Genomic DNA, 18,754 nt, shown 5'->3' with positions numbered 1-18,754 from the left:
AGAATGGGTTGTACAGTATGAAGACAGAACTTGCCGCAAAGGGAATGGCCGCCAACCGCTATCGGATAAAAAAAGTGATGGCGGCGTGGGCGGGCTTGCTGCTGCTGGCCGTAACGGCCTCGCTGGCCTATGTGCTTTGCACCCTGCAGCTGCGCAACATGACGCAGGAAATTCTGGCGAGTCAACGCGACATGCAGCAGGCCTGGGCAGACAAGGCCAAGGAATCCGTGCGCGCCTGGGATGCCGCCCTGCAAGATCAGCTGCGCTTTGTGAGCACGGCGGAAATGTTCCGGCTGTTCGCCGTGGATGTGGCGGCGCTGCCGCCGGAGGCCGTGGCCGCGCTTGACGCGCCCGACGCTGCCGAAAACGACGATGCGGCTCTGGCCAGCCTGGCGGATCAGAAAGAATATCTGAGCGATTTGCTGCAGGATACGGCCCGTGGGCGGCAGTGGGCGGCGGCACGCATTGTGGGGCTGCACGGGCAGGATCTGGTCGCGCCCAGGGACGCGCCGGAACTGGGCGCGGCCCAGCTGGCCCTGGCCCGCAACGCCATGGAGCACCGGGCGCTGCGCCACGGCCCCGTGCGGGTTTTGGGCGATGGCCTGGTTATGGATGTGGCTGTCCCCATGTATGAAGTGCTGGGACGCGGCGGTGAAAATCGTTCAGTAGCCGCCCTGTTGGTCAGCGTGCCCATGGACAAGGCCCTGACGGCCTTTTTGGCCGTGAGCCCGGAGCAACAGCGTCTGTTTGCACCCCGCCTGCTGCAGCGCTGCGCGGCGGGTGTGGAAGCCCTGTTTGTGGAAGAAGGCCGGCTGCGCCTTACCCCGGTGCGGGAACCTGTGGCGCCGGTTTCAGCCGCGCTGCAGCGGCGACCCGGCGTGCTGGGGGGGATGGTCTACGCTGTGGACAGCCTGCTGTCTGCTCAGGACTGGCGCATTGTGGTGGAAGCCCCGGCCCCGGCTGTGGACAGTCTGCTGCTGCAGCAAAAAAAGCAGATCTACGGCCTGGGCTTCCTGGGCAGTCTTGGCGCGGCTTTGCTGCTGGCCTTTGTGTGGGCCACCCTGGTCAGCCGCGCGCACCGGGCCAACGCGCAGCATTTTCAGCGGCTGTATGTAGTTATCCGGCGGCAGAAGGCCCTGCTGGACAGCGTTAATGCCTCCTTGCAGGTGGGGCTTCTGCTGGTGGATGGTGAAAACCGGGTGCAGATGTGCAATCCAGCTTTTGCCCGCATGCTGGGTCGGGAGGAAGAAAGCCTGGCGGGTGAAGACCTGCGCCGTGCGTTGCCCGGGCCTGCGTCCACGGCGCTGCTGGACAGAAAGCCAGAAGGAGGCGCTGCGGACAGCCTGGAAATCACCTTGGGTGACGGCGAGGCGGCCCGTCTGTACCGGGTGACCCTGTTCCCCTTTGCTGAACAGGACGACGATGCCCAGGACGGAGGCGCCTGGGTGGGTATTTTTCAGGATATTACGGAGTTCCGCCGCCAGGCCGAGGCCGAGCGGGCCCGTCAGGCCAGCAGTATGGCTGCCCTGGTGCGCGCCGTGGAAAGTGTGGACCCCAACTTGGTCGGCCATTCGCAGAAGATGGAACAGCTCGTGCAAATGCTGGCCCCCCAGATGGACCTTGCGGAGCGTGACAGCGAGACGCTGCGTCTGGCCTCCCGCGTATCGCAGGTGGGGCGGCTGTTTGTGCCGCGCCATTTGCTGACCAAGACGGGCAGGCTGACGCCGGAAGAGCAGCAGCAGGTCATGCGCGCCCCGGAATTTGCCTACCATATCCTGCGCGATCTGCGCTTTGGCCTGCCCGTGCCCGAAGCCGTGTATGCCATGGGCGAACGCATGGACGGCAGTGGGCATCCGCGCGGTCTCAAGGGCGACGCCATCGACGCCAACGGCCGCATTCTGGCTGTGGTCAACGCTTTTTGCGCCATGACGAGCTCCCGTGCGTACCGTGCGGGCATGAGCCCGGAGGAAGCCATTGGGCGATTGCGTACGGACGCGGGTTTTGACCCGCGCGTGGTGGAAGCCCTGGCGAAACTGCCGCCCAAGATGCTGCAGGCGGCCTTGAGCACGGCTGCAGGGGCCGGGCCGGAAGCCGGGGAGGCCCCTGCCGGTCGGTAGCCCCGCTCTTTGGTCTGGTTGTCATTTCTTCACGTTGGATGTAGGTGCAAAAAAGGGGCCGCCACCGGCCCTGCATCCATATTGCCACGCGAGGGAACAGCCATGCTCGAATCTTTTATTGGAAAGATGCTTGCCTCAGTGGACGTGACCATCAACGGCTCCCGCCCCTGGGACATCAAGGTGCACAACCCCAGACTTTATGCCAGAGTGCTGCGCGACGCCAACCTGGGCCTGGGAGAGGCCTATATGGAAGGCTGGTGGGACTGCGAGGCCCTGGACGCCTTTTTTTACCGCATTCTCAGCGGTGGGCTGGAGCGCCGCTTCCGGTTCAGCCCGCCCGTGCTGCTGGGCATCCTGGCCTATACGCTCTGCAACCTGCAGCGGGTGGGCCGGGCGCGTATGGTGGCCGTGCAACATTATGATTTCGGCAACGACATGTTCACGGCCATGCTGGACCCGGCCATGCAATATAGCTGCGCCCTGTGGGAGGGCGCGTCCAGCCTGGAGGAAGCCCAACGCAACAAGATGGACCTCATCTGCCGCAAGCTGGACCTCAAGGCCGGTATGCACGTGCTGGACATAGGCTGCGGCTGGGGCGGCCTGGGCCGTTATATGGCGCGGGAATACGGCGTGCGCGTCACGGGGGTTACCGTTTCCAAGGCGCAGGTGGAGTACGCCCGCGCCAACAGCCAGGGCCTGGACGTGGAATGGCTGCTGGAAGACTATCGTTCCCTCACCGGAACCTACGACAGGGTAGTTTCCGTGGGCATGTTCGAGCATGTGGGCTACAAAAATTACGCCGTGTTCATGCATACGGTACGCCGTCTGCTCGCGTCCGACGGGCTGTTTTTGCTGCATACCATAGGCGCCAACAAAACCATGCGCTCGGTGGACCCCTGGATCAGCAAGTACATCTTTACCAACGGCATTCTGCCCAGCATCGACCGCATCGGCACGGCCGTCACCGGCCGCTTCATCATGGAGGACTGGCACAACCTGGGGGCCAACTATGACAGAACGCTCATGGCCTGGGCCCGCAACTTCACGGCCGGACGCGCGGCCGGGGCCTTCCATTGTTCTGAAAAAGTGGCCCGCATGTTCCAGTACTACCTGTTGAGCTGCGCCGGGGCCTTTCGCGCCCGCGACCTGCAGGTCTGGCAAATCGTGCTCAGCCCGCGCGGCCTGCCCGGCGGTTATGTACGCCCGCCGTTGTTGCGGCCCGGCGTATAGGGATCTGCCCCGGCACGGCTGTGGCCGCATGGCGGCAGGTTGCGCCGGTTGTCATATCCTTACTTTGCTGCGCCGCTTTGCTGGGGCGGTCTGCATTCCGCAATAAAAACGCCCGCCGGGAAAGCGGGCGTTTTTATTGCCGCCAAAGGCCACAGCCGTGCCAAAGGGGCTTACAGGTTGCGTTCTTCCAGGCCGCCCTTGTCTGTGCCGCCGGCCTTGGGGGGTTCCGTCACGGGCTGCAGGCCGGGCACCACGTCCTGCACGACGGTGGGCGGGACCAGCGGGTCGGCGGCGTCGCGCTCAATGACGCGGCTGTCGCGCACATAAAGGTTGCAGGCCAGGCCGAAGCATTCGTAAATGGCCGCCAGGGTGCCTTTGAGGGTTTCTTTGTCCGAGCGGGGGGGCGGCACCAGCACATAATAGGTGCGCGTGCGTCCGCCCCATTTGGGCTCCACCAGGCAGGAAACGATCCACTCGTCTTCGCCGTCGTTGTTCCAGTCTGCAATGGCCACCATGTTTACCGTCACCTTCTGGGTGGCGTGGTTAATGGCAAAGCCGTCGGACCAGCGCTTGACCCGGCTGTCCGGCTGCAGGGTGGCCGCAAAGGTGGCCCCCAGGTAGACGTCGTGGGCAGTATCCGCTTTCAGGAAGGAAGGTGAAAGCCGGCGGAACAGGATCTCGCCGTAGTCGCTGAACCCGGCAAAAGAAAAGGGCGCCACATAGGAGCCGTCCTTGTCCAGCAGGTTGCGGGCCTGCAGCTCCTTGGGCATTTCATGGGCCATGCGGATGAACTGGTCCTTCTGCACCACCGTCACGGGGCGGGTGCTGCCGCAGCCCGCCAGCGCGCCCAGACAGAGCAGAGCGCACAGTCGCAGTATTGTCTTTGACATCCACAAGCCTCCGGCGGATATTTGACAGGCGGCCGCGTTCGGGCCGTACCGCGTGGTTGTATGCGTCCCGGCCAGCCTTGTAAAGGGTTCTGGTACGGTCCCTGCATAGGCTTTGCACAGGGGCGCGTAGAGCCTTTGCCGCCCTGCAGGAGCCGTTATGCAAGAATCTGTCCCCCTGTCCATGCCCCTTGCCGTGCGTTCCCGGCCGCCCCTCTGGCTGCGCCTGCTGCCCTTGTGGCTGGTGCTCTTGTTAGCGGTCGGCACGGTCTGGTGGTGGGTGGATTCGGGGCGGGTGGAAAGCGCCCGCGCCGAGCTGGACGGTATGGTGCTCAGCGTGGCCCCGTCCTACAGCGCCCGGGTGTTGGAGGTGAGCGTAAGGCCGGGGCAGGAAGTGCGCCAGGGCGCGCTGCTGGCGCGTTTGGACGCTGCGGACTACAACCGACGCCTGGGTCAGGCGGCGCGCGAGGCCGACGATCTGCGGCGCATGGCCGGTCCGCCCGGCAGGGAAGAAACCGCCGCACGCCTGCGGGACGCCGAAGCGGCGGAAAAGGATATGGTGCGCCGTCTGGCCCAGGCGCGGCATGAAGAGGATATGCGACAGCGACAGCGGCAGGAAAGCGTGGCTGCCCACGTGCGCGCCCAGCTCCATTTGCGCGGATTGGACAGTCAGGGCGGCGCGCGTGTGGTGGGGCAGAACGTCTATGCCGCAGCCCGGCGGTCCGAAGCCGAAACCCGCGACGCCATGGACCGGGCCACTGCCGCTTTTGAAGAAGTCAGCCGTATTCGCGCGGCCCTGGACCAGGAACTGGGGCGGGTGCGCAGCGAACTTCTGCGCTATAAGGAACTGACCTCGCGCGGGCGCTATAGGCAGCCGGCGGGGCGTGATGCGCCCATGCCCGTCCCTGTGGCGGAGGCAACCCTCCGCGCGCCGCAGGACGCGCTGGTTTTGCGCGTGCTGGCAACCCCCGGCCAGACAGCCGCGCGGGACGAACCCCTGGTGTTGCTGTTGCCGCAAGGGGAGGCGGCCAGCGGCGGCTTGTGGCTGCGGGCCGGCTTTTTGCCTGAAGACGCTCGCCGGCTTAAGCCCGGCCAGCCCTGTGACGTGCGCCTGGAGGCGGACGGCAGGATTCTTGCGGGCACAGTGGCAGACTTGCTGCCGCAGGAAGTAGCGCCGGCGGGCGACGCGGCTGCGCCCGCAGCAGAGCCCGCATTTGTAAAAAACAACACGGCGTTGACCTATGTGCGCATCCGTCTGGATGTTGCCGACAGCAGCGGACTTGTGCCGGGCATGGCTGCGCGCTGCAGCGTGCGCACTCGCAGCCTGTGGTGAACGCCGGGGGCGGGCTACTCTTGCGCGCCTTCCAGTTCCGCCAGGTGGTTGCGGGCGAAATCCAGGCCGGGGTCCAGTTCCAGGGCGGCCCAGAGGTGTTCGCGGGCTTCTTTGGTCTTGCCCATGAATTTTTCGCACAGTCCCAGATTGGCCAGGTCCACGGCAGAACCCTTGTCCACCCGCAGCACGGCGGCAAAGGCCTGTGCCGCGCCGCTGTAGTCGCCGGTTTTGAACCGGGCCACACCCAGCAGGTTGGCGTATTCCTTCATTTCCGGGCAGAGGTCCGCAGCCTCGGCCAGAATGGGGATGGCTTCCTGCCAGTGCCCGGCCAGGGTCTGCGCATAGCCCTGGTAAAAAGTGGCCAAGGCGCGCGCGTCGGCATCGGGCTGCAGGGGGCGGGCCGCGGCGAAAAGGGCCGAAGCCGCCTCCCAGTTCTGGGCACGCAGGGCCAGCTGTCCTTCAAAAAACGGCAGGAAATGCGCGTCGGGATAGCAGGATGCCAGCACTTCCAGCCCCTGCCGCGCCGTATCTTCGTCCGCCTCTTCCACCAGTTTGCGCCCTACAAACAGCCCCAGGCACTGGTTGCGATCCCGCTCACGAAAGGCCAGGCCGGGGGCCACGCTGTAGTGCGCGGGAATGCCCAGGCGGGGGTGGGTGGTTTCCACCGCGTAGACCTTGGTGGGCGCAAGACCGGCCAAGGCCGCGCGCAGTTCCTCCAGAATATCGTCATGTTCCACGCTGGGCAGGCTGTCGAGAGCCACAGTGGGGCCTGTTTGCAGCCATTGGGTCTGGGCAAGCTCGGTAAATTTGGGCAGGCCGGAAGCCTCGTAGCAGGCATTGGTGCAGAAATCGCCAGCCAATTGCGCCACCTCGGTCACGGCCCGCACCGCAGCCTTGGCCGGAGAAGCCGCCGTACCCGCCGTGAAGACGATTTCGGAGCTTTGGGGAAAGGTGGTGGGATCCCAGGCCAGGGCGGCCACTGTGGGCACGGGCATGCCCAGCGAAAAATCTTTGAGCAGCAGGCGCACGCCCTGTTGCGCGAAATCTGCCAGCAGTTCGCCCAGCACAGGGTCCAGCAGGCAGGATTGGGGGTCGATGGTGGGCAGGGCGGGGCGCTCTCGGTCTACACGGCAGCAGACGTGTCGCTCCACCAGTTCGCAGAGCCCCTGCAACAGCGACTCCTCCGGCGTGTTGCCCGCCGAAGTGCCGTTGAACTCGCCCAGCAGTTTGAACCAGTCCAGGGGCAGCCAGACTGTGGCGCCGTTGTCGAGGCGGGTGGCCGGGTAGAACTGCCAGGCGCAGCAGTCCAGCACGCGCCGGGCCGCCGCGGGCGCAAGGCTCGTTTCGTCCACCGAACGCAGCATTTCTTCCACCGGCAAAAGGTCCGCGCCGAACAGCGTTTCCGCCTCGCTCCAGGTGGCGGTGCGCAGCTGCGGGCGTTGCTGCCAGAAGTGAAAGAAGGCAAAGCGCTCCATCAGTTCCATGAGGGCTGAGGCTTCGGCCTGCTCCGGCGAGGATCCCTTGCCCATCTGCTTACGGGTAGGCATGATGCGCCGGGCGTCCGCGCCGCATTCGCTGAGAAAAACAGGAATGCCCAGGCGGCCCACATCCACGCGCCGGGTGCGGCTGAGCACATCCAGGTGCGAGGCCGTCAGGCGTTGCCGCACGCGGGCTATGGTCTGGGCCGGGCTCATGGCCTTGTCCAGGTCGCGGGTGTAGCCCTTGGGGCAGGAAGTCAGGGTAACGCGGGGCAGGCTGTTCATGGACGCTCCAGAATGAGGATGCTGTACAGGCGGCGCTGGTCCTGGCCGTCTTCGTCGTGCGCAGTGACGCCGATGTGACCTTCAGTGATCGTGAAGGTTTTGGCCGCCAGCTTGGCAAAGTGCGGTTGGGCGCGGGCCATGTCCGTGCAGAACAGGGCCTTGCCGCCGGGGGCCAGGTGGCGGTCCACAAATTTGATCAGGGGGCGGTGCAGGGACTCCAGATAAAGCAGTTCCGAGGCCGCCATGAGGTCAAAGCCCGCCGCAAAGCGCGGGTCGCGCCCCGGCGCGGTCACGTCCACCCTGGTCACTTCAAGACGTTCGCCCAGGCCGTTGCGCAGGGCGTTGGCGCGGGCAAAGCGCAGGGCGTCTTCCACCACGTCGCTCACCACCATGCGCGCAAAGCCGTAGCGCGCGGCCACCAGGCTCAGCACGCCGCAGCCCGCGCCCAGCTCCAGCAGACTTTTGCTCTCCGGGGCGTATTTGCGCAGCAGGCGACCCAGTACAAAAGAGCCCGGCCAGACCTTGGCCCAGAGGGGCAGATCCTTGAGCGGATTGTGAACGGCCTTGCGCTGCAAAAGTTTGTCAATGTATTGCGGCATGTTGCGTATAGTGAGCACGTGCAGGGTGTTGTCGTCCACTGCCAGGGGCTCAAAATCCACATCAAAATCCTGTCGGATGCGGGCGAGCAGGGCGTCCAGGGTTGCATCTGCGGTCATGAAGCGCGATCCTTATAAAAATAATGCGTGCTGAAATTTTGCCTTTTACCCGGATTCGTCCTGCAAGGCAATCCTCTGGGTCTGACGCGGGCTCGACCCAGCGGCGAAAATCTGGCAGACTGCCGGCGTGTAAGGAGACGTCATGAAACAGATTTTTCGTTGGGAGCTGACCGTTCCGGAGGCGGATTTCGACCGGGCTACAGGCTTTTTGACCCTGCGTGTGCCCTTCGGCTGGGAAGAGCAGAGTCTGCCCACCGGAGAAACGGTTTTTCGCGTGCACTGCGACAATCCGGATTTTGTGCAGCAACTGCGGCAGGACAGCCTGGCCTGGCTGCCGGAGGCCGTCTGCCATGTGGACAGCCTGGAGGCGCAGGACTGGCTGGCCGCCTGGCGGCAGTTTTTTACCCCGGTGGTCTGCGGGCGTTTTGTGGTGCTGCCGCCCTGGCTGGCGGAAGACCCCGCCTTTGCAGACAAAATACGCATTATTATTGAGCCCAAAAGCGCCTTCGGCACCGGGCATCACGCCACCACGGCCCTTTGCCTGGAAGTGCTGAGCAGCCTGCTGGACGCGGGACGTCTGCGAGCCGGTCAGACTTTTCTGGACCTGGGTACGGGCTCCGGCGTGCTGGGCATTGCCTGCTGCAAAAGTGGGTTGAGGGGGCTGGGGCTGGATATCGACCCCCTGGCCGTGGAAAATGCGGAAGAAAATCGCGCCCGCAACGCCGTGCCCGGTCTGGACCTGGGGTTGGGCGGCGTGGAGGCCGCCGAAGGCCATACCTATGATTTGATCCTGGCCAACATTCTGGCCCGGCCCTTGACGGAAATGGCCCCGGACCTGGTGCGCCGTCTGACCCCCGGCGGCTGCCTGGTGCTTTCCGGCCTGTTGGATATTCAGGCCGACGGCGTCACGGCGGCCTATGCGGCGCAAGGGCTGCCCGCACCGCGCCAGGTGGCGCGGGAAAGTTGGCGGGCCCTGATCTGGAAGTAGCTGTGCCGGGCCTTGCGCCGCCTCCCGGCTTGTCGCCCGCACCGTCCGCGCCTCTGACGCTCTGGCTGCCGCCCGCTGCTGCGCCGATCTGGCTGGCCGTGGGGCTGCTGGCGTTGGGCGCGGCTGCGCAGGTCGTGGGGTATAGCCTCGGTCGGGTGGGGCCGCTGCTGTGGGGGGCGGGGCTGGTGCTGGGGGCGGCCTGGCTGGACAAGGATGTGACCCTGGCCGTGGGGCAACTGCTGGTGACGGCGCTGGCCTTGCCCCTGACGCGGGAACGTGGGCGGCGCAGACCCTGACCCACGGGCCCGAATCTGCAGACGGGCCGCGTGCCCCGGCCTTGTGCCCCTGGTTGGCGGAATTCTTTACGGCACGCCGGAGCGCACGTTACCGCGCTCTTTGGAAAGATCCCTGGCAGACCGGCCTTCAGGTCCGCCTGCTCCAGACCTGACCGCCATGGACGGCCCAGAGGGACTGTGCCCTTAGGGCGTCCACGGCGGTTTGTTGCAAAAGCCGCGCAGGGTCTTTAGGCCAGTTTTTTCACCGCTTCCAAGGCTGCCGCATAGTCGGGTTCATGGGCTACTTCGGGCACGATCTGGCTGTAGGCCAGGGTGCCGTCCGGGGCCACCACGAAGATGGTGCGCGCCAGAAGGTGCAGCTCGTTGATAAGCACGCCGTAGGCTTTGCCAAAGTTCGCTTCCTTGTAGTCCGAAAGGGTCTGCACCGCGCTCACACCGGCGGCCCCGCACCAGCGGGCCTGGGCAAAGGGCAGGTCGCAACTCACGGCCACAATGCGCACTTTATCTGAAAGCGCGGCGGCTTCTTTATTGAAACGGCGCACCTCCATATCGCAGACGGGCGTGTCCAGCGAAGGCACGCTGACCAGTACCAGCACCTTACCGGCAAAATCCTTCAGACCTTTTGGGCTCATATCCGTGGCGGTGAGCGTAAAATCCGGCGCTTTCTGCCCCACGGCGGGCTGGTTGCCGCTCAAGTGCATGGTCGTACCTTTAAACGTGACGGTATTCATGGTCAACTCCTTGTTGCTCGGGTTGTCCGCACTGTGCCGCAGGCTTGTGGGATTGTCAATAACTATTCCTGACAAGAAGGATTCTTGCCTGATTGCAGCATACGCGGGGGGCAGCGATGCCGCAAGTCCGGCCTGCGCTTGCCAGACGCCGGAAGGTGCTTATACTACAGATGCAGTTACCCCAAGCAGGAGCGTTTGATGAGCACGTTGACACCCCGGCAGATTGTGGCCGAACTGGATAAATTCGTCATAGGGCAGGAGCAGGCCAAGCGTATGGTGGCTGTGGCCGTGCGCAACCGCTGGCGGCGGCAGCACCTGGACCCGGAGCTGCGGGATGAGGTCTCGCCCAAGAACATCATTATGATGGGCCCTACGGGCGTGGGCAAAACGGAGATAGCCCGGCGGCTGGCCAAACTTTCCGGCGCGCCCTTCATCAAGGTGGAGGCCACCAAGTTTACAGAAGTGGGCTATGTGGGCCGGGATGTGGAATCCATGGTGCGCGATCTTATGGAAATCGGCATCAACCTGGTGCGCGAGGAGGAAAACGCCCGCGTGCGCAAGGCTGCCGAAGCCGCGGCGGAATCGCGCCTCATGGATCTGCTGTTGCCCAGTTCTTTCGGCGTGACTGACCGCGCGGACACGCGGGAAAAACTTTTGCAGCAGTTTCGCCTGGGTTTTCTGGACCAGCGTGAAGTGGAGCTGGAAGTGACCGAGCAGGGAGGCATGGGCGTGGACGTCTTTGCCATCCCCGGCATGGAGCAGGTGGGCGGCCAGATGCGCGACATGTTCAGCAAGGCTTTTCCACCCAAGCGCAGCCAGCGCAAAATGAAGGTGCGCGACGCCTTTAACGTGCTGGTGCAGGAAGAGTCCGGCAAGCTGGTGGACCAGGAAGCCCTGGTGGACCGCGCCCGTGAGCGCGTGGAGCAGACCGGCATTATTTTTATCGACGAGATCGACAAAATTGCCAGCACCTCGCAGAACCATACTTCGGACATTTCACGTGAGGGCGTGCAGCGCGATTTGCTGCCCATTGTAGAGGGCAGCTCCGTCAACACCAAGTACGGCATGGTGCGTACGGATCATATCCTGTTCATTGCCGCCGGGGCCTTTCACTTCAGCAAGCCCTCGGACATGATTCCTGAATTGCAGGGCCGTTTCCCCCTGCGCGTGGAACTGCAGGCTTTGGGCAAGGAAGAATTTTTGCGCATTCTCAAAGAGCCGGACAATGCCCTGACCAAGCAATACGCGGCCTTGCTGCAGACCGAGCAGATCCGCCTCAGCTTTGCAGACGATGGCCTGGAAGAAATTGCCGCCTTTGCCGAAGACACCAACGCCCGCACCGAAAATATCGGCGCACGGCGGCTGTACACCATCATGGAAAAAATTCTGGCGGACCTTTCCTTTGACGCGCCCGAAATGCCCGGTGCGCAGGTGGTGGTCAACAAGGCCTATGTGGCCGAAAAACTTCAGGACGTGCGCAACGATCAGGATCTGAGCCAATATATTCTGTAACAATTGTCCGGCGCGGGGCGGGCTACCGCCCCGCCGCGGCAAAAGCCCACAGCCAGGCCGCTGCCGGCAGAGCCAGAGCCAAGGCAAAGGCCGCTACCTGGCGTAAGGCCGAGGGCCGCGCCCCCACGCGCCGCAGCGGTAGCAGGCCCAGGGCCAGACCGCAGACCAGCCCGGCCACATGGGCTAGATAGTCCGTATTTTCTCCTTCCGTCCCCAGCATGGCCAGCAAGGCCGCTCCAGCAGCCACGGGCAGCATGGCTTTGCGCCAGTGGCGTTCCCGTCGGGCCATGGCCCCGGCCAGCCCCCCTATGGCGGCAAACAGGGCGGAGGAAAAGCCCAGACTGGTAAAGGCCCCAGGCCGCAAGGGCACGGTCAGCGCATTGCCCGCCGCCCCTCCCAGCAGGGCCAGCAGCACGGCCGACCCTGGCCCAACACAGCGGGCCAGCAAAATCAGAAACAACGCCCCAAAAACCACATTGCCGCACAAGTGGGTGAGCCCGGCGTGCAGGGTCAGGGCCGTGACTACCCGATACCATTCACCGAACACACGCACGCGCACCGCGTCCAGCATCCCGGCGGTGGCCCAGGTTTCCGGCGGCGGCAAGCACACGGGCACAGGCCACCAGCCTGCCCGCCAGCCGTGCCAGAGCACCAGCGGCAGCAAGGCCAGAATGGAAAGATAACTGTAGGGGAAAGGCCGCCAGGGCGTCCGGGGCGGGCGCGGTTTCTGCTCCTGCACAAATTCTGTCAGTTCCAGGCGCGCCCGCTGCTCCAGCAAGGGCGGCACATAGGCGCACAGTTGTCCTCCAAAGCAAACCGTCCTGCACGGAATGCGGCAGGCCTCCAGCACCAGCAGACGGTCGCGGGCACGGGCGTAGCCTGCCGCGCCCTCCACTTCCAGAATTTTGCGCCAGAATGGGGGGACGGAACCGGGCCTGCGCCGCACGCGCCAGCGCCCGGCAGGCAAGGGATGGCGGGAGGAAGAAGAAACAGCGCGCATACGGCATGGTAGCATCGGGCCCGCTGCAGCTCAACTGCCCCCCAGCCAGCCCTTCCTTTAAAAAAATGGGCGCTGTCTGGAGTATACCGAGCTGTGTCGGCTTCACTGCTGTGCTTTACGCAGACGCTTGCAGCCACGGGATAGCTGCCGGGCTTGTCTTGGACGGATGGGGCGGCCGTATAGTCGGGATACAGCGCAATTGGGCGCCTGAGGCGCTTGAGTGACGGTACTGCGGAGCAGAGAAAAAAATAAGACCCCGACAGAAAAGCCTGTCGGAGTCTTCCTGCGAAAACAGCTTCGCGTAAAAATTGTCCAGGTTAGCTCTCTTTGCGCACCAGGGGCTTAGTCACTACGCCGGAGCGCAGGCAACGGGTGCACACGGTGAGCGTACGCACGCTGCCGTCAGCAAACTGATGGCGCACGCGCTGCAGATTGGGGGCGAAGCGACGCTTGGTCTTGATATTGGAGTGGCTCACAAGATTGCCAACCTGGGGCTTTTTGCCGCAGAACACGCATTCCTTGCTCATATTTTCCTCCGCAGATGCAAAAAAAATTGGCGGCAAAAACGAGGCCCGGCGTCAAAAAGCACCTCTGGGCGGGCATGACCGCGCGAAACGGTTATATAGTCCATGCCGGAGGAAAAGGCAAGAAATTTTCCCGAAAAACCTTGCACAAAATACCCTGCGGCATCTGGCCTGGGCAAGCCGTAAGGGCCCCCGGCACATGGTGTAAAAAAGCCTTGTAATTTTGTCTATTATAACAAAGTCCAAGAACGGCCGAGGCGGTCGCAGGGGAAAAATAACGCCGCCATCTGGCTTGGAGCGCCGCTGTTGCGGCGCATCATTCTGATGCGGTCAGTGGAAACCAGTACGGCTTCAGAAAATGCAGTCGGCACGCTTCCCCGGTCTGAGGGCCCTTGCCATACCGTCCCTTTTGCACCCGCACTTCCTGTTTGCCCACTCTGACTTGATAGTCAATAAGTTCGCCAAGAAAAGTTCGGCGTTCCACTATGCCGGGCACGCCGCCCTCATCGACAAATTCGATTTCATTAGGGCGGCTTGCCATGGTACCCGTGCCCGCGCGCACAATGGTCGCGTCCGGAACGCAGCCGGAAGGAAACGGCGCGGCAACGCCGTCCAGCACCATAGCACTTTCGGTTACCGTCATGTCCGTGAAGTTGGAAAGCCCAATAAAACTGAACACAAATCGATTGGCTGGGTTGGTATACACTTCGAGCGGCGAGGCTATTTGTTGCACCACGCCGTTTTTCATGACCAGAATACGATCTGAAAGGGCCATGGCCTCTGATTGATCGTGGGTCACGTACATGATGGAAAAGCCGTATATTTTTTGCAGCTCTTTTATTTCAAAGCGCATTTCTTCACGCAGGTGCGGGTCGAGGCTGGAAAGGGGCTCGTCCAGGAGCATGACAGAAGGGTTGATGGCCAGCGCCCTGGCCAGGGCTACCCGCTGCTTGCCGCCGCCGGAAAGATCTGCGGGGCTTTTGCGCGCCACGTCCAGCAAATTTGTGTGCTGCAGCGCCTCGGTGGTACGCTTGTCGATTTCAGCCGCATTGGTTTTTTTGATACGCAATGGAAAGGCTACGTTTTCGTAGACGCTCATGTGCGGCCAGACGGCAAAGGCCTGAAAAACCATGCCGAAATCACGTTTTTCCGGCGGCAGGTAATATTTTTTCGCACCGGACGAAAGCAGCTTGCCGTTGACGCTGATCTCCCCTTCGTCCAGATCTTCAAAGCCCGCCACCATGCGCAGGGTCGTAGTTTTGCCGCAGCCCGATGGCCCCAGCATGGAAAAGCACTCGCCGTCGCCGATTTTCAGATTCAGCGAGGAAACAGCCTTAACCTTGCCAAAATATTTGGTTACGTCGGTCAGTGTAATGGACATGCTCAGGCCTGCCTGGTTTTGGCAAAGTGGTTGATAATGGTTTGCCCCGTCACGATAAGGATCAGCGCTATGCCTGCCAAGGCGGCTGAAGTGACCGTTTCACCGTCTTCATTCAAGGTGTAAATAGCCACGCCGATGGTGCGGCTGGTAGTGCCGTAAAGCATGACGGAAACTGTGAGTTCGCGCAGGGCGGGCAAAAAGATGAGGAAGAAGGCCGCGACCATGCCGGGGCGCACCAGGGGCAACACAATGTCGCGCAGGGCCTGCCACATGGTGGCGCCGCAGGCGCGGGCCGCCTCTACCAACGAGTCGTGCACCTGCTCCAGCGCGGCCGAGTTGGCCTTGAGCGAAAAGGCCATGTAGCGCGCTATGTAGGCAATAAGGATAATCCAGATCGTGTTGTAAAGATTGATGCCAAAGCGCCCGCTCCAGGCCAGGATAACGCCCAGGGCAATAACCGAACCGGGAACGGAAAAAGGCAGCATGCCCAAAAATTCCAGGATGCCCTTGCCGCGTACCTTCATCTTGACAATGACGTAAGAAATCATCACCCCCGCGAACATGGTGATGGTGGCTGCAGCAAGGCCCAGCCCGATACTGTTTTTGATGGCCTGCTGGGTTTGGTCCCACTCAAAGAGCACATATTTATAGTTCTCCAGAGAGAGATTCTCCCAGGTGATGGGCACCCCGTAGGTTTTCAGTCCGCCCACTAAAAAGATTGTTACCGTGGGCAGCACAATGGTCACGCCGATATACAGCAGGCAGAAGAGAAACAGCGGCGTGCGCAGACCGCGCAACTTCAGCTCCATGGGCCGAAAGCTCTTGCCGGCGATGATTTGGTATTTGCCTGATCCCAAAATCTTCCGTTGCAGCCAGATGATGCACGCTGCGGTTACCACCAGCACCGAGGCCAGTACAGTGCCGGTGCGGATGGAATCAAAGCTGCCCGCGCTCTGGTGGATGCGCTCGTAAATCAGGGTAGGGATATTGTAGATGCCCACCTCTATGCCCAGAACGGCCACTGTGCCAAAATGGGCCATGGAATACAGCATGATGAGCAGTGCCCCAGAAAGAATACTGGGCATTACCAGCGGCAGGGTGATTTTGCGGGTGATGGTGAAGAGGCCCGCGCCGGAGATTCGGGCCGATTCCTCCAGCGTTGGGTCCATGCGTTCCAGCGCGCCGCAGACCTGAATGAAGACAAAGGGGAAAAGATACATGGTTTCAATGGCGATGATGCCGCCATACGAAAAAATGTCGAACAGCGCGCTCTCCGAGCCGGTAAGGTCGCGCCATAAGCGATTGATATAGCCTGCACGGGGCGAAAGCAGCATTTTCCAGGCCAGTGCGCCGATGAACGAAGGCAGCATGAATGGCACCAGAAACATGCTTTTCATAAAACCTTTGTAGGGGATGTCGGTGCGCGTTACCAGCCACGCAAAAAAGGTGCCCACAGTGGTGGCGCAAAGGGTCACGCCGCTGGCGATGAACAGCGAGTTCAACAGCGCTTGGTACGTCTCCCCCTCGCTGAGGGTTTTGACTACATCTGCAGCGTTGAACTGACCGTCAACAAAAAATGCGTTGAAAAAGATGAGGGCCACCGGCACCACAACCACAATGACAAGAATGGCAATGGACAGAAATAAAATGACTTCCGCCACGCCAAAAGAATGTTGTCGTTTGACCGCTTGCATACCTGTCCGCCTGATTTGAAAAAAATGGCCACCCGGGCCGCGCCATCTTCGACGGCGCGAAACAGGGTCGTGCGCGTGTGTTTTTTTATTTGAACCAATGCGCGTTACGCAGGGTAAAGACACAATCTTCACCCTCTTGAAGCAGCAGGCCGTTTGCCAGGGCCTCGTGCGTATCCAGAGCTGTACGCAGGTATTGCCCGCCCACTTCCAACTGGTAGTCCATAAACGCGCCCAAAAAACTGGCCCGATGCACCTTGGCCCGCAGCCCTTGGCCTTCGCGCCGCAGAACTACGTCCGAAGGTCGAAAGCCCACCCGTAGATCGCCGGAGGAACCGGCTTCGGGCAAAAGGGGAAAGGCTTGGCCTGCCAATTCGGCCGCACCGTTCTGCACCCGAACGTGCAGAAAATTGCTCATGCCCAGGAAGGAAAACACAAATTCGTCCACAGGGCGGGCAAAGAGCTCGGTCGGCGTGCCCACCTGGCGCAACGCGCCCTGCGCGTCCATCACCGCCATCCGATCCGAGATGGCCAGGGCTATTTCCTGATCATGCGTAACATAAAGGATGGTGACCCCAAGATTTTTTTGCAGCGTTTTGATTTCAAAACGCATTTCTTCGCGCAGGTTGGCGTCCAGGTTGTTCAGGGGTTCATCCAGCAAAAGCAGGCTGGGCTGCGCCACCAGCGCGCGCGCCAAGGCCACACGCTGTTGCTGGCCGCCCGAAAGTTGCGAAGGCAAGCGGTCTTCCATACCCGTAAGGTTCACGTCGTCAATGCTTTTCTGCACCAACGCTGCCGCTTCCGCCGGGTTGGTTTTGGCGATTTTGAGAGGATAGCCTACATTTTGCCGTACCGTCATATGCGGCCACACGGCATAGTCCTGAAAGACCACCCCAAGGCTGCGCTGCTCTGCCGGCAGAAAAGCTCCAGTTTTGGCGTCGGCCACTACCTCGGAGCCGATGCGCATGCTGCCCCCGTCCAACGCCTCGAAGCCGGCAATAATGCGCAGCAGCACAGTCTTGCCGCAGCCGGAAGGCCCTATAAGCGTGAAGCACTCGCCGTCCTCCAGCTTTAGGGAAAGATTCTGCAAAACCTTATGTTCGCCATAGGATTTTGAAATATTGTCGAGTACGATTTCCGCCATAAACTGTCCCTTATGTGGCCGTGCACAGACCACGACCACTCTGGAGCGACGCCCTTTTCCTGAGGGAAAGGGCGTCGCTCCTGCGGCGTTGCGCCCACCAACGCGCGCTCCGGGCGCACGGCGGTGGATTTGTCACAGAGTTGTCACTTTTTTGTAACTATTTTGCCATCATGATGTCGGTAAACTTTTTAATAATGGCTTCCTTGTCAGTCAAAATCTTTTTGTAATCAACTTTGAGGCTGCGGGCCATGGCGTCCTCACCGGAGGGCAGGTTGTATTCCTTGCCGGGGGCTATGCCTTTGCGCACGGGCAGGGTGCCTTGCTCGGCCAGGATCTGCTGGCCTTCTTCAGAAAGCAGAAAGTCCACAAACTTTTTGGCCGCATTCAGGTTCGGCGTGCCTTTGAAAATAGCGGCCGGGCTGGGGATGACGAGCATCTCGGGCGGATACACCAAGGCGAGGTCAGCGCCTTTTTTGATCTTTTCATTCACGATGTAGTCCACGCCGATGCAGGCGAGCAAATCGCCGGAAGCTGTATCGTCCACCACCTGGCCAGAGCCCTTGCCAATGCGCGCGCCGTTTTTGTGCACGTTTTGGATGTAGTCCCAGCCAAACTTGTCCACCAGAAGCTGGATGCTCATGTATGCGGTGCCGGAAAGGGCCGGGTTGGCAATGCCGAACGCCTTCTTGAACTCAGGCTTGGTCATGTCGCTCCATTGTGTGGGCGGCTGTTTCACATAGCGTTTGTTGTAGGCAATGCCCAACGTCCCCAGACGGACGGCTGTAAATGAACCGTCAAAATCAGCAAAGGGGTTGATGACATTGGGCATCTCTGGCGAAATGTATTTTTCCAGAAGGCCCTCGGCGCGCATGTTGAAAAAGTCCGGCACTTCGCTGGTCCAGATGACGTCGGCCATAATTTTGCCAGACTGCCGCTCTGTAGCAATCTTGGCCATGAGCTTCCCAGCCCCAGCAGACTGATAGTCAACAGCTATATCAGGATATTTCTTGACGAAGGCCTCTTTCATAGAACCAATAATGGATTCTTTTAGTGAGGTGTAGACAACCAGTTTTTCGCCCGCAATGGCTGAAATTGCGGAGATTGCCACCATGGCGACTGCCAACAAAAAAATACTGCAACGTTTCATGCGTTCTCCTCGTAGCTGTGGAAAAGTGCTTGGCAAGAGGCAAATTTTGAACAATAGGCCCTAAGACAAATTTCTCCGCATGGTATCCAAAGCAGGCTGTAATGACAATACATTTTCCAACGATGCAGATCGCCGCGAGGCGCAATCAAGTCCATCCCCCGGGCCATTTTAAAAACAGGGGCAGAGCAACCAGAGCCGGTTGCCCTTCCCCTGTAAAGCATGCCATTGATAAAGCTGGTGCCTCTGGCATAGGAACACCAAGATGAAAACAGCAGGTTTGCCACAGCGCAGCGT

16 protein-coding genes are annotated in these 18,754 nt (G+C 61.5%); 6 read left to right on the top strand and 10 right to left on the bottom strand.

Annotation, left to right across the window (positions count from 1 at the left end; genetic code table 11):
• Positions 1-17 precede the first annotated feature (17 nt).
• On the top strand, positions 18-2,117 hold the full coding sequence (locus J7I12_RS04055; protein WP_208360943.1) for an HD-GYP domain-containing protein: 2,100 nt from the start codon (positions 18-20) through the stop codon (positions 2,115-2,117).
• Positions 2,118-2,219: 102 nt separating this feature from the next.
• Complete coding sequence (cfa, locus tag J7I12_RS04050) at positions 2,220-3,347, top strand: cyclopropane fatty acyl phospholipid synthase (RefSeq protein ID WP_208360940.1); 1,128 nt, start codon at positions 2,220-2,222, stop codon at positions 3,345-3,347.
• Between the two features lie 170 nt (positions 3,348-3,517).
• On the opposite strand, the gene J7I12_RS04045 is transcribed toward cfa, so the two are convergent.
• Positions 3,518-4,237, bottom strand: a complete 720-nt coding sequence (locus J7I12_RS04045; RefSeq protein WP_118229986.1) for a hypothetical protein — start codon at positions 4,235-4,237, stop codon at positions 3,518-3,520.
• Positions 4,238-4,394: 157 nt separating this feature from the next.
• Here J7I12_RS04045 and J7I12_RS04040 point away from each other — a divergent pair, with 157 nt between their 5' ends.
• On the top strand, positions 4,395-5,567 hold the full coding sequence (locus J7I12_RS04040) for an HlyD family secretion protein (protein ID WP_208360938.1): 1,173 nt from the start codon (positions 4,395-4,397) through the stop codon (positions 5,565-5,567).
• A gap of 14 nt (positions 5,568-5,581) precedes the next feature.
• On the opposite strand, the gene J7I12_RS04035 is transcribed toward J7I12_RS04040, so the two are convergent.
• Entirely contained in the window at positions 5,582-7,330 is a 1,749-nt protein-coding gene (locus J7I12_RS04035; RefSeq protein ID WP_208360936.1) for a YcaO-like family protein, read from the bottom strand.
• On the bottom strand, positions 7,327-8,046 hold the full coding sequence (locus tag J7I12_RS04030) for a class I SAM-dependent methyltransferase (RefSeq protein ID WP_208360934.1): 720 nt from the start codon (positions 8,044-8,046) through the stop codon (positions 7,327-7,329). Before J7I12_RS04030 ends, J7I12_RS04035 begins: the two co-directional genes overlap by 4 nt.
• A 142-nt stretch (positions 8,047-8,188) precedes the next feature.
• Here J7I12_RS04030 and J7I12_RS04025 point away from each other — a divergent pair, with 142 nt between their 5' ends.
• On the top strand, positions 8,189-9,034 hold the full coding sequence (locus J7I12_RS04025; RefSeq protein WP_208360932.1) for a 50S ribosomal protein L11 methyltransferase: 846 nt from the start codon (positions 8,189-8,191) through the stop codon (positions 9,032-9,034).
• A gap of 2 nt (positions 9,035-9,036) precedes the next feature.
• Complete coding sequence (locus J7I12_RS04020) at positions 9,037-9,330, top strand: hypothetical protein (protein ID WP_118229981.1); 294 nt, start codon at positions 9,037-9,039, stop codon at positions 9,328-9,330.
• Between the two features lie 227 nt (positions 9,331-9,557).
• Here the strand turns inward: J7I12_RS04020 and tpx are convergent, their stop codons facing one another.
• The gene (gene tpx / locus J7I12_RS04015; protein ID WP_118229980.1) at positions 9,558-10,061 is read right to left on the bottom strand and encodes a thiol peroxidase; all 504 of its coding nucleotides are present in this window, start codon (positions 10,059-10,061) and stop codon (positions 9,558-9,560) included.
• Between the two features lie 198 nt (positions 10,062-10,259).
• Here tpx and hslU point away from each other — a divergent pair, with 198 nt between their 5' ends.
• Positions 10,260-11,573: an ATP-dependent protease ATPase subunit HslU gene (hslU, locus tag J7I12_RS04010; protein ID WP_118229979.1), complete on the top strand. Its 1,314-nt coding sequence runs from the start codon at positions 10,260-10,262 to the stop codon at positions 11,571-11,573.
• A gap of 22 nt (positions 11,574-11,595) precedes the next feature.
• On the opposite strand, the gene J7I12_RS04005 is transcribed toward hslU, so the two are convergent.
• From J7I12_RS04005 to J7I12_RS03980, 6 genes are all read right to left on the bottom strand, one after another.
• Positions 11,596-12,573 (bottom strand): rhomboid family intramembrane serine protease, encoded by a 978-nt coding sequence (locus tag J7I12_RS04005; RefSeq protein ID WP_208360930.1) that lies wholly within the window; start codon positions 12,571-12,573, stop codon positions 11,596-11,598.
• 317 nt (positions 12,574-12,890) lie between these two features.
• Complete coding sequence (rpmB, locus tag J7I12_RS04000) at positions 12,891-13,100, bottom strand: 50S ribosomal protein L28 (protein WP_118229977.1); 210 nt, start codon at positions 13,098-13,100, stop codon at positions 12,891-12,893.
• A 313-nt stretch (positions 13,101-13,413) separates the two neighbouring features.
• Complete coding sequence (locus J7I12_RS03995; RefSeq protein ID WP_118229976.1) at positions 13,414-14,478, bottom strand: ABC transporter ATP-binding protein; 1,065 nt, start codon at positions 14,476-14,478, stop codon at positions 13,414-13,416.
• A 2-nt stretch (positions 14,479-14,480) separates the two neighbouring features.
• Positions 14,481-16,172 carry an ABC transporter permease gene (locus tag J7I12_RS03990; RefSeq protein ID WP_118229975.1) on the bottom strand — a complete coding sequence of 564 codons (1,692 nt, stop codon included), beginning with the start codon at positions 16,170-16,172 and terminating at the stop codon, positions 14,481-14,483.
• An 85-nt stretch (positions 16,173-16,257) separates the two neighbouring features.
• Positions 16,258-17,313 carry an ABC transporter ATP-binding protein gene (locus J7I12_RS03985; RefSeq protein ID WP_118229974.1) on the bottom strand — a complete coding sequence of 352 codons (1,056 nt, stop codon included), beginning with the start codon at positions 17,311-17,313 and terminating at the stop codon, positions 16,258-16,260.
• Positions 17,314-17,470: 157 nt separating this feature from the next.
• On the bottom strand, positions 17,471-18,496 hold the full coding sequence (locus J7I12_RS03980; protein ID WP_303193033.1) for an ABC transporter substrate-binding protein: 1,026 nt from the start codon (positions 18,494-18,496) through the stop codon (positions 17,471-17,473).
• Positions 18,497-18,754 lie beyond the last annotated feature (258 nt).

The sequence above is a fragment of the Desulfovibrio diazotrophicus genome (genome assembly GCF_902498985.2).
GTDB lineage: Bacteria > Desulfobacterota > Desulfovibrionia > Desulfovibrionales > Desulfovibrionaceae > Desulfovibrio > Desulfovibrio legallii.
Note: the sequence above shows the minus strand (reverse complement) of the source record. Positions and strands in the feature narration are given on the sequence as shown.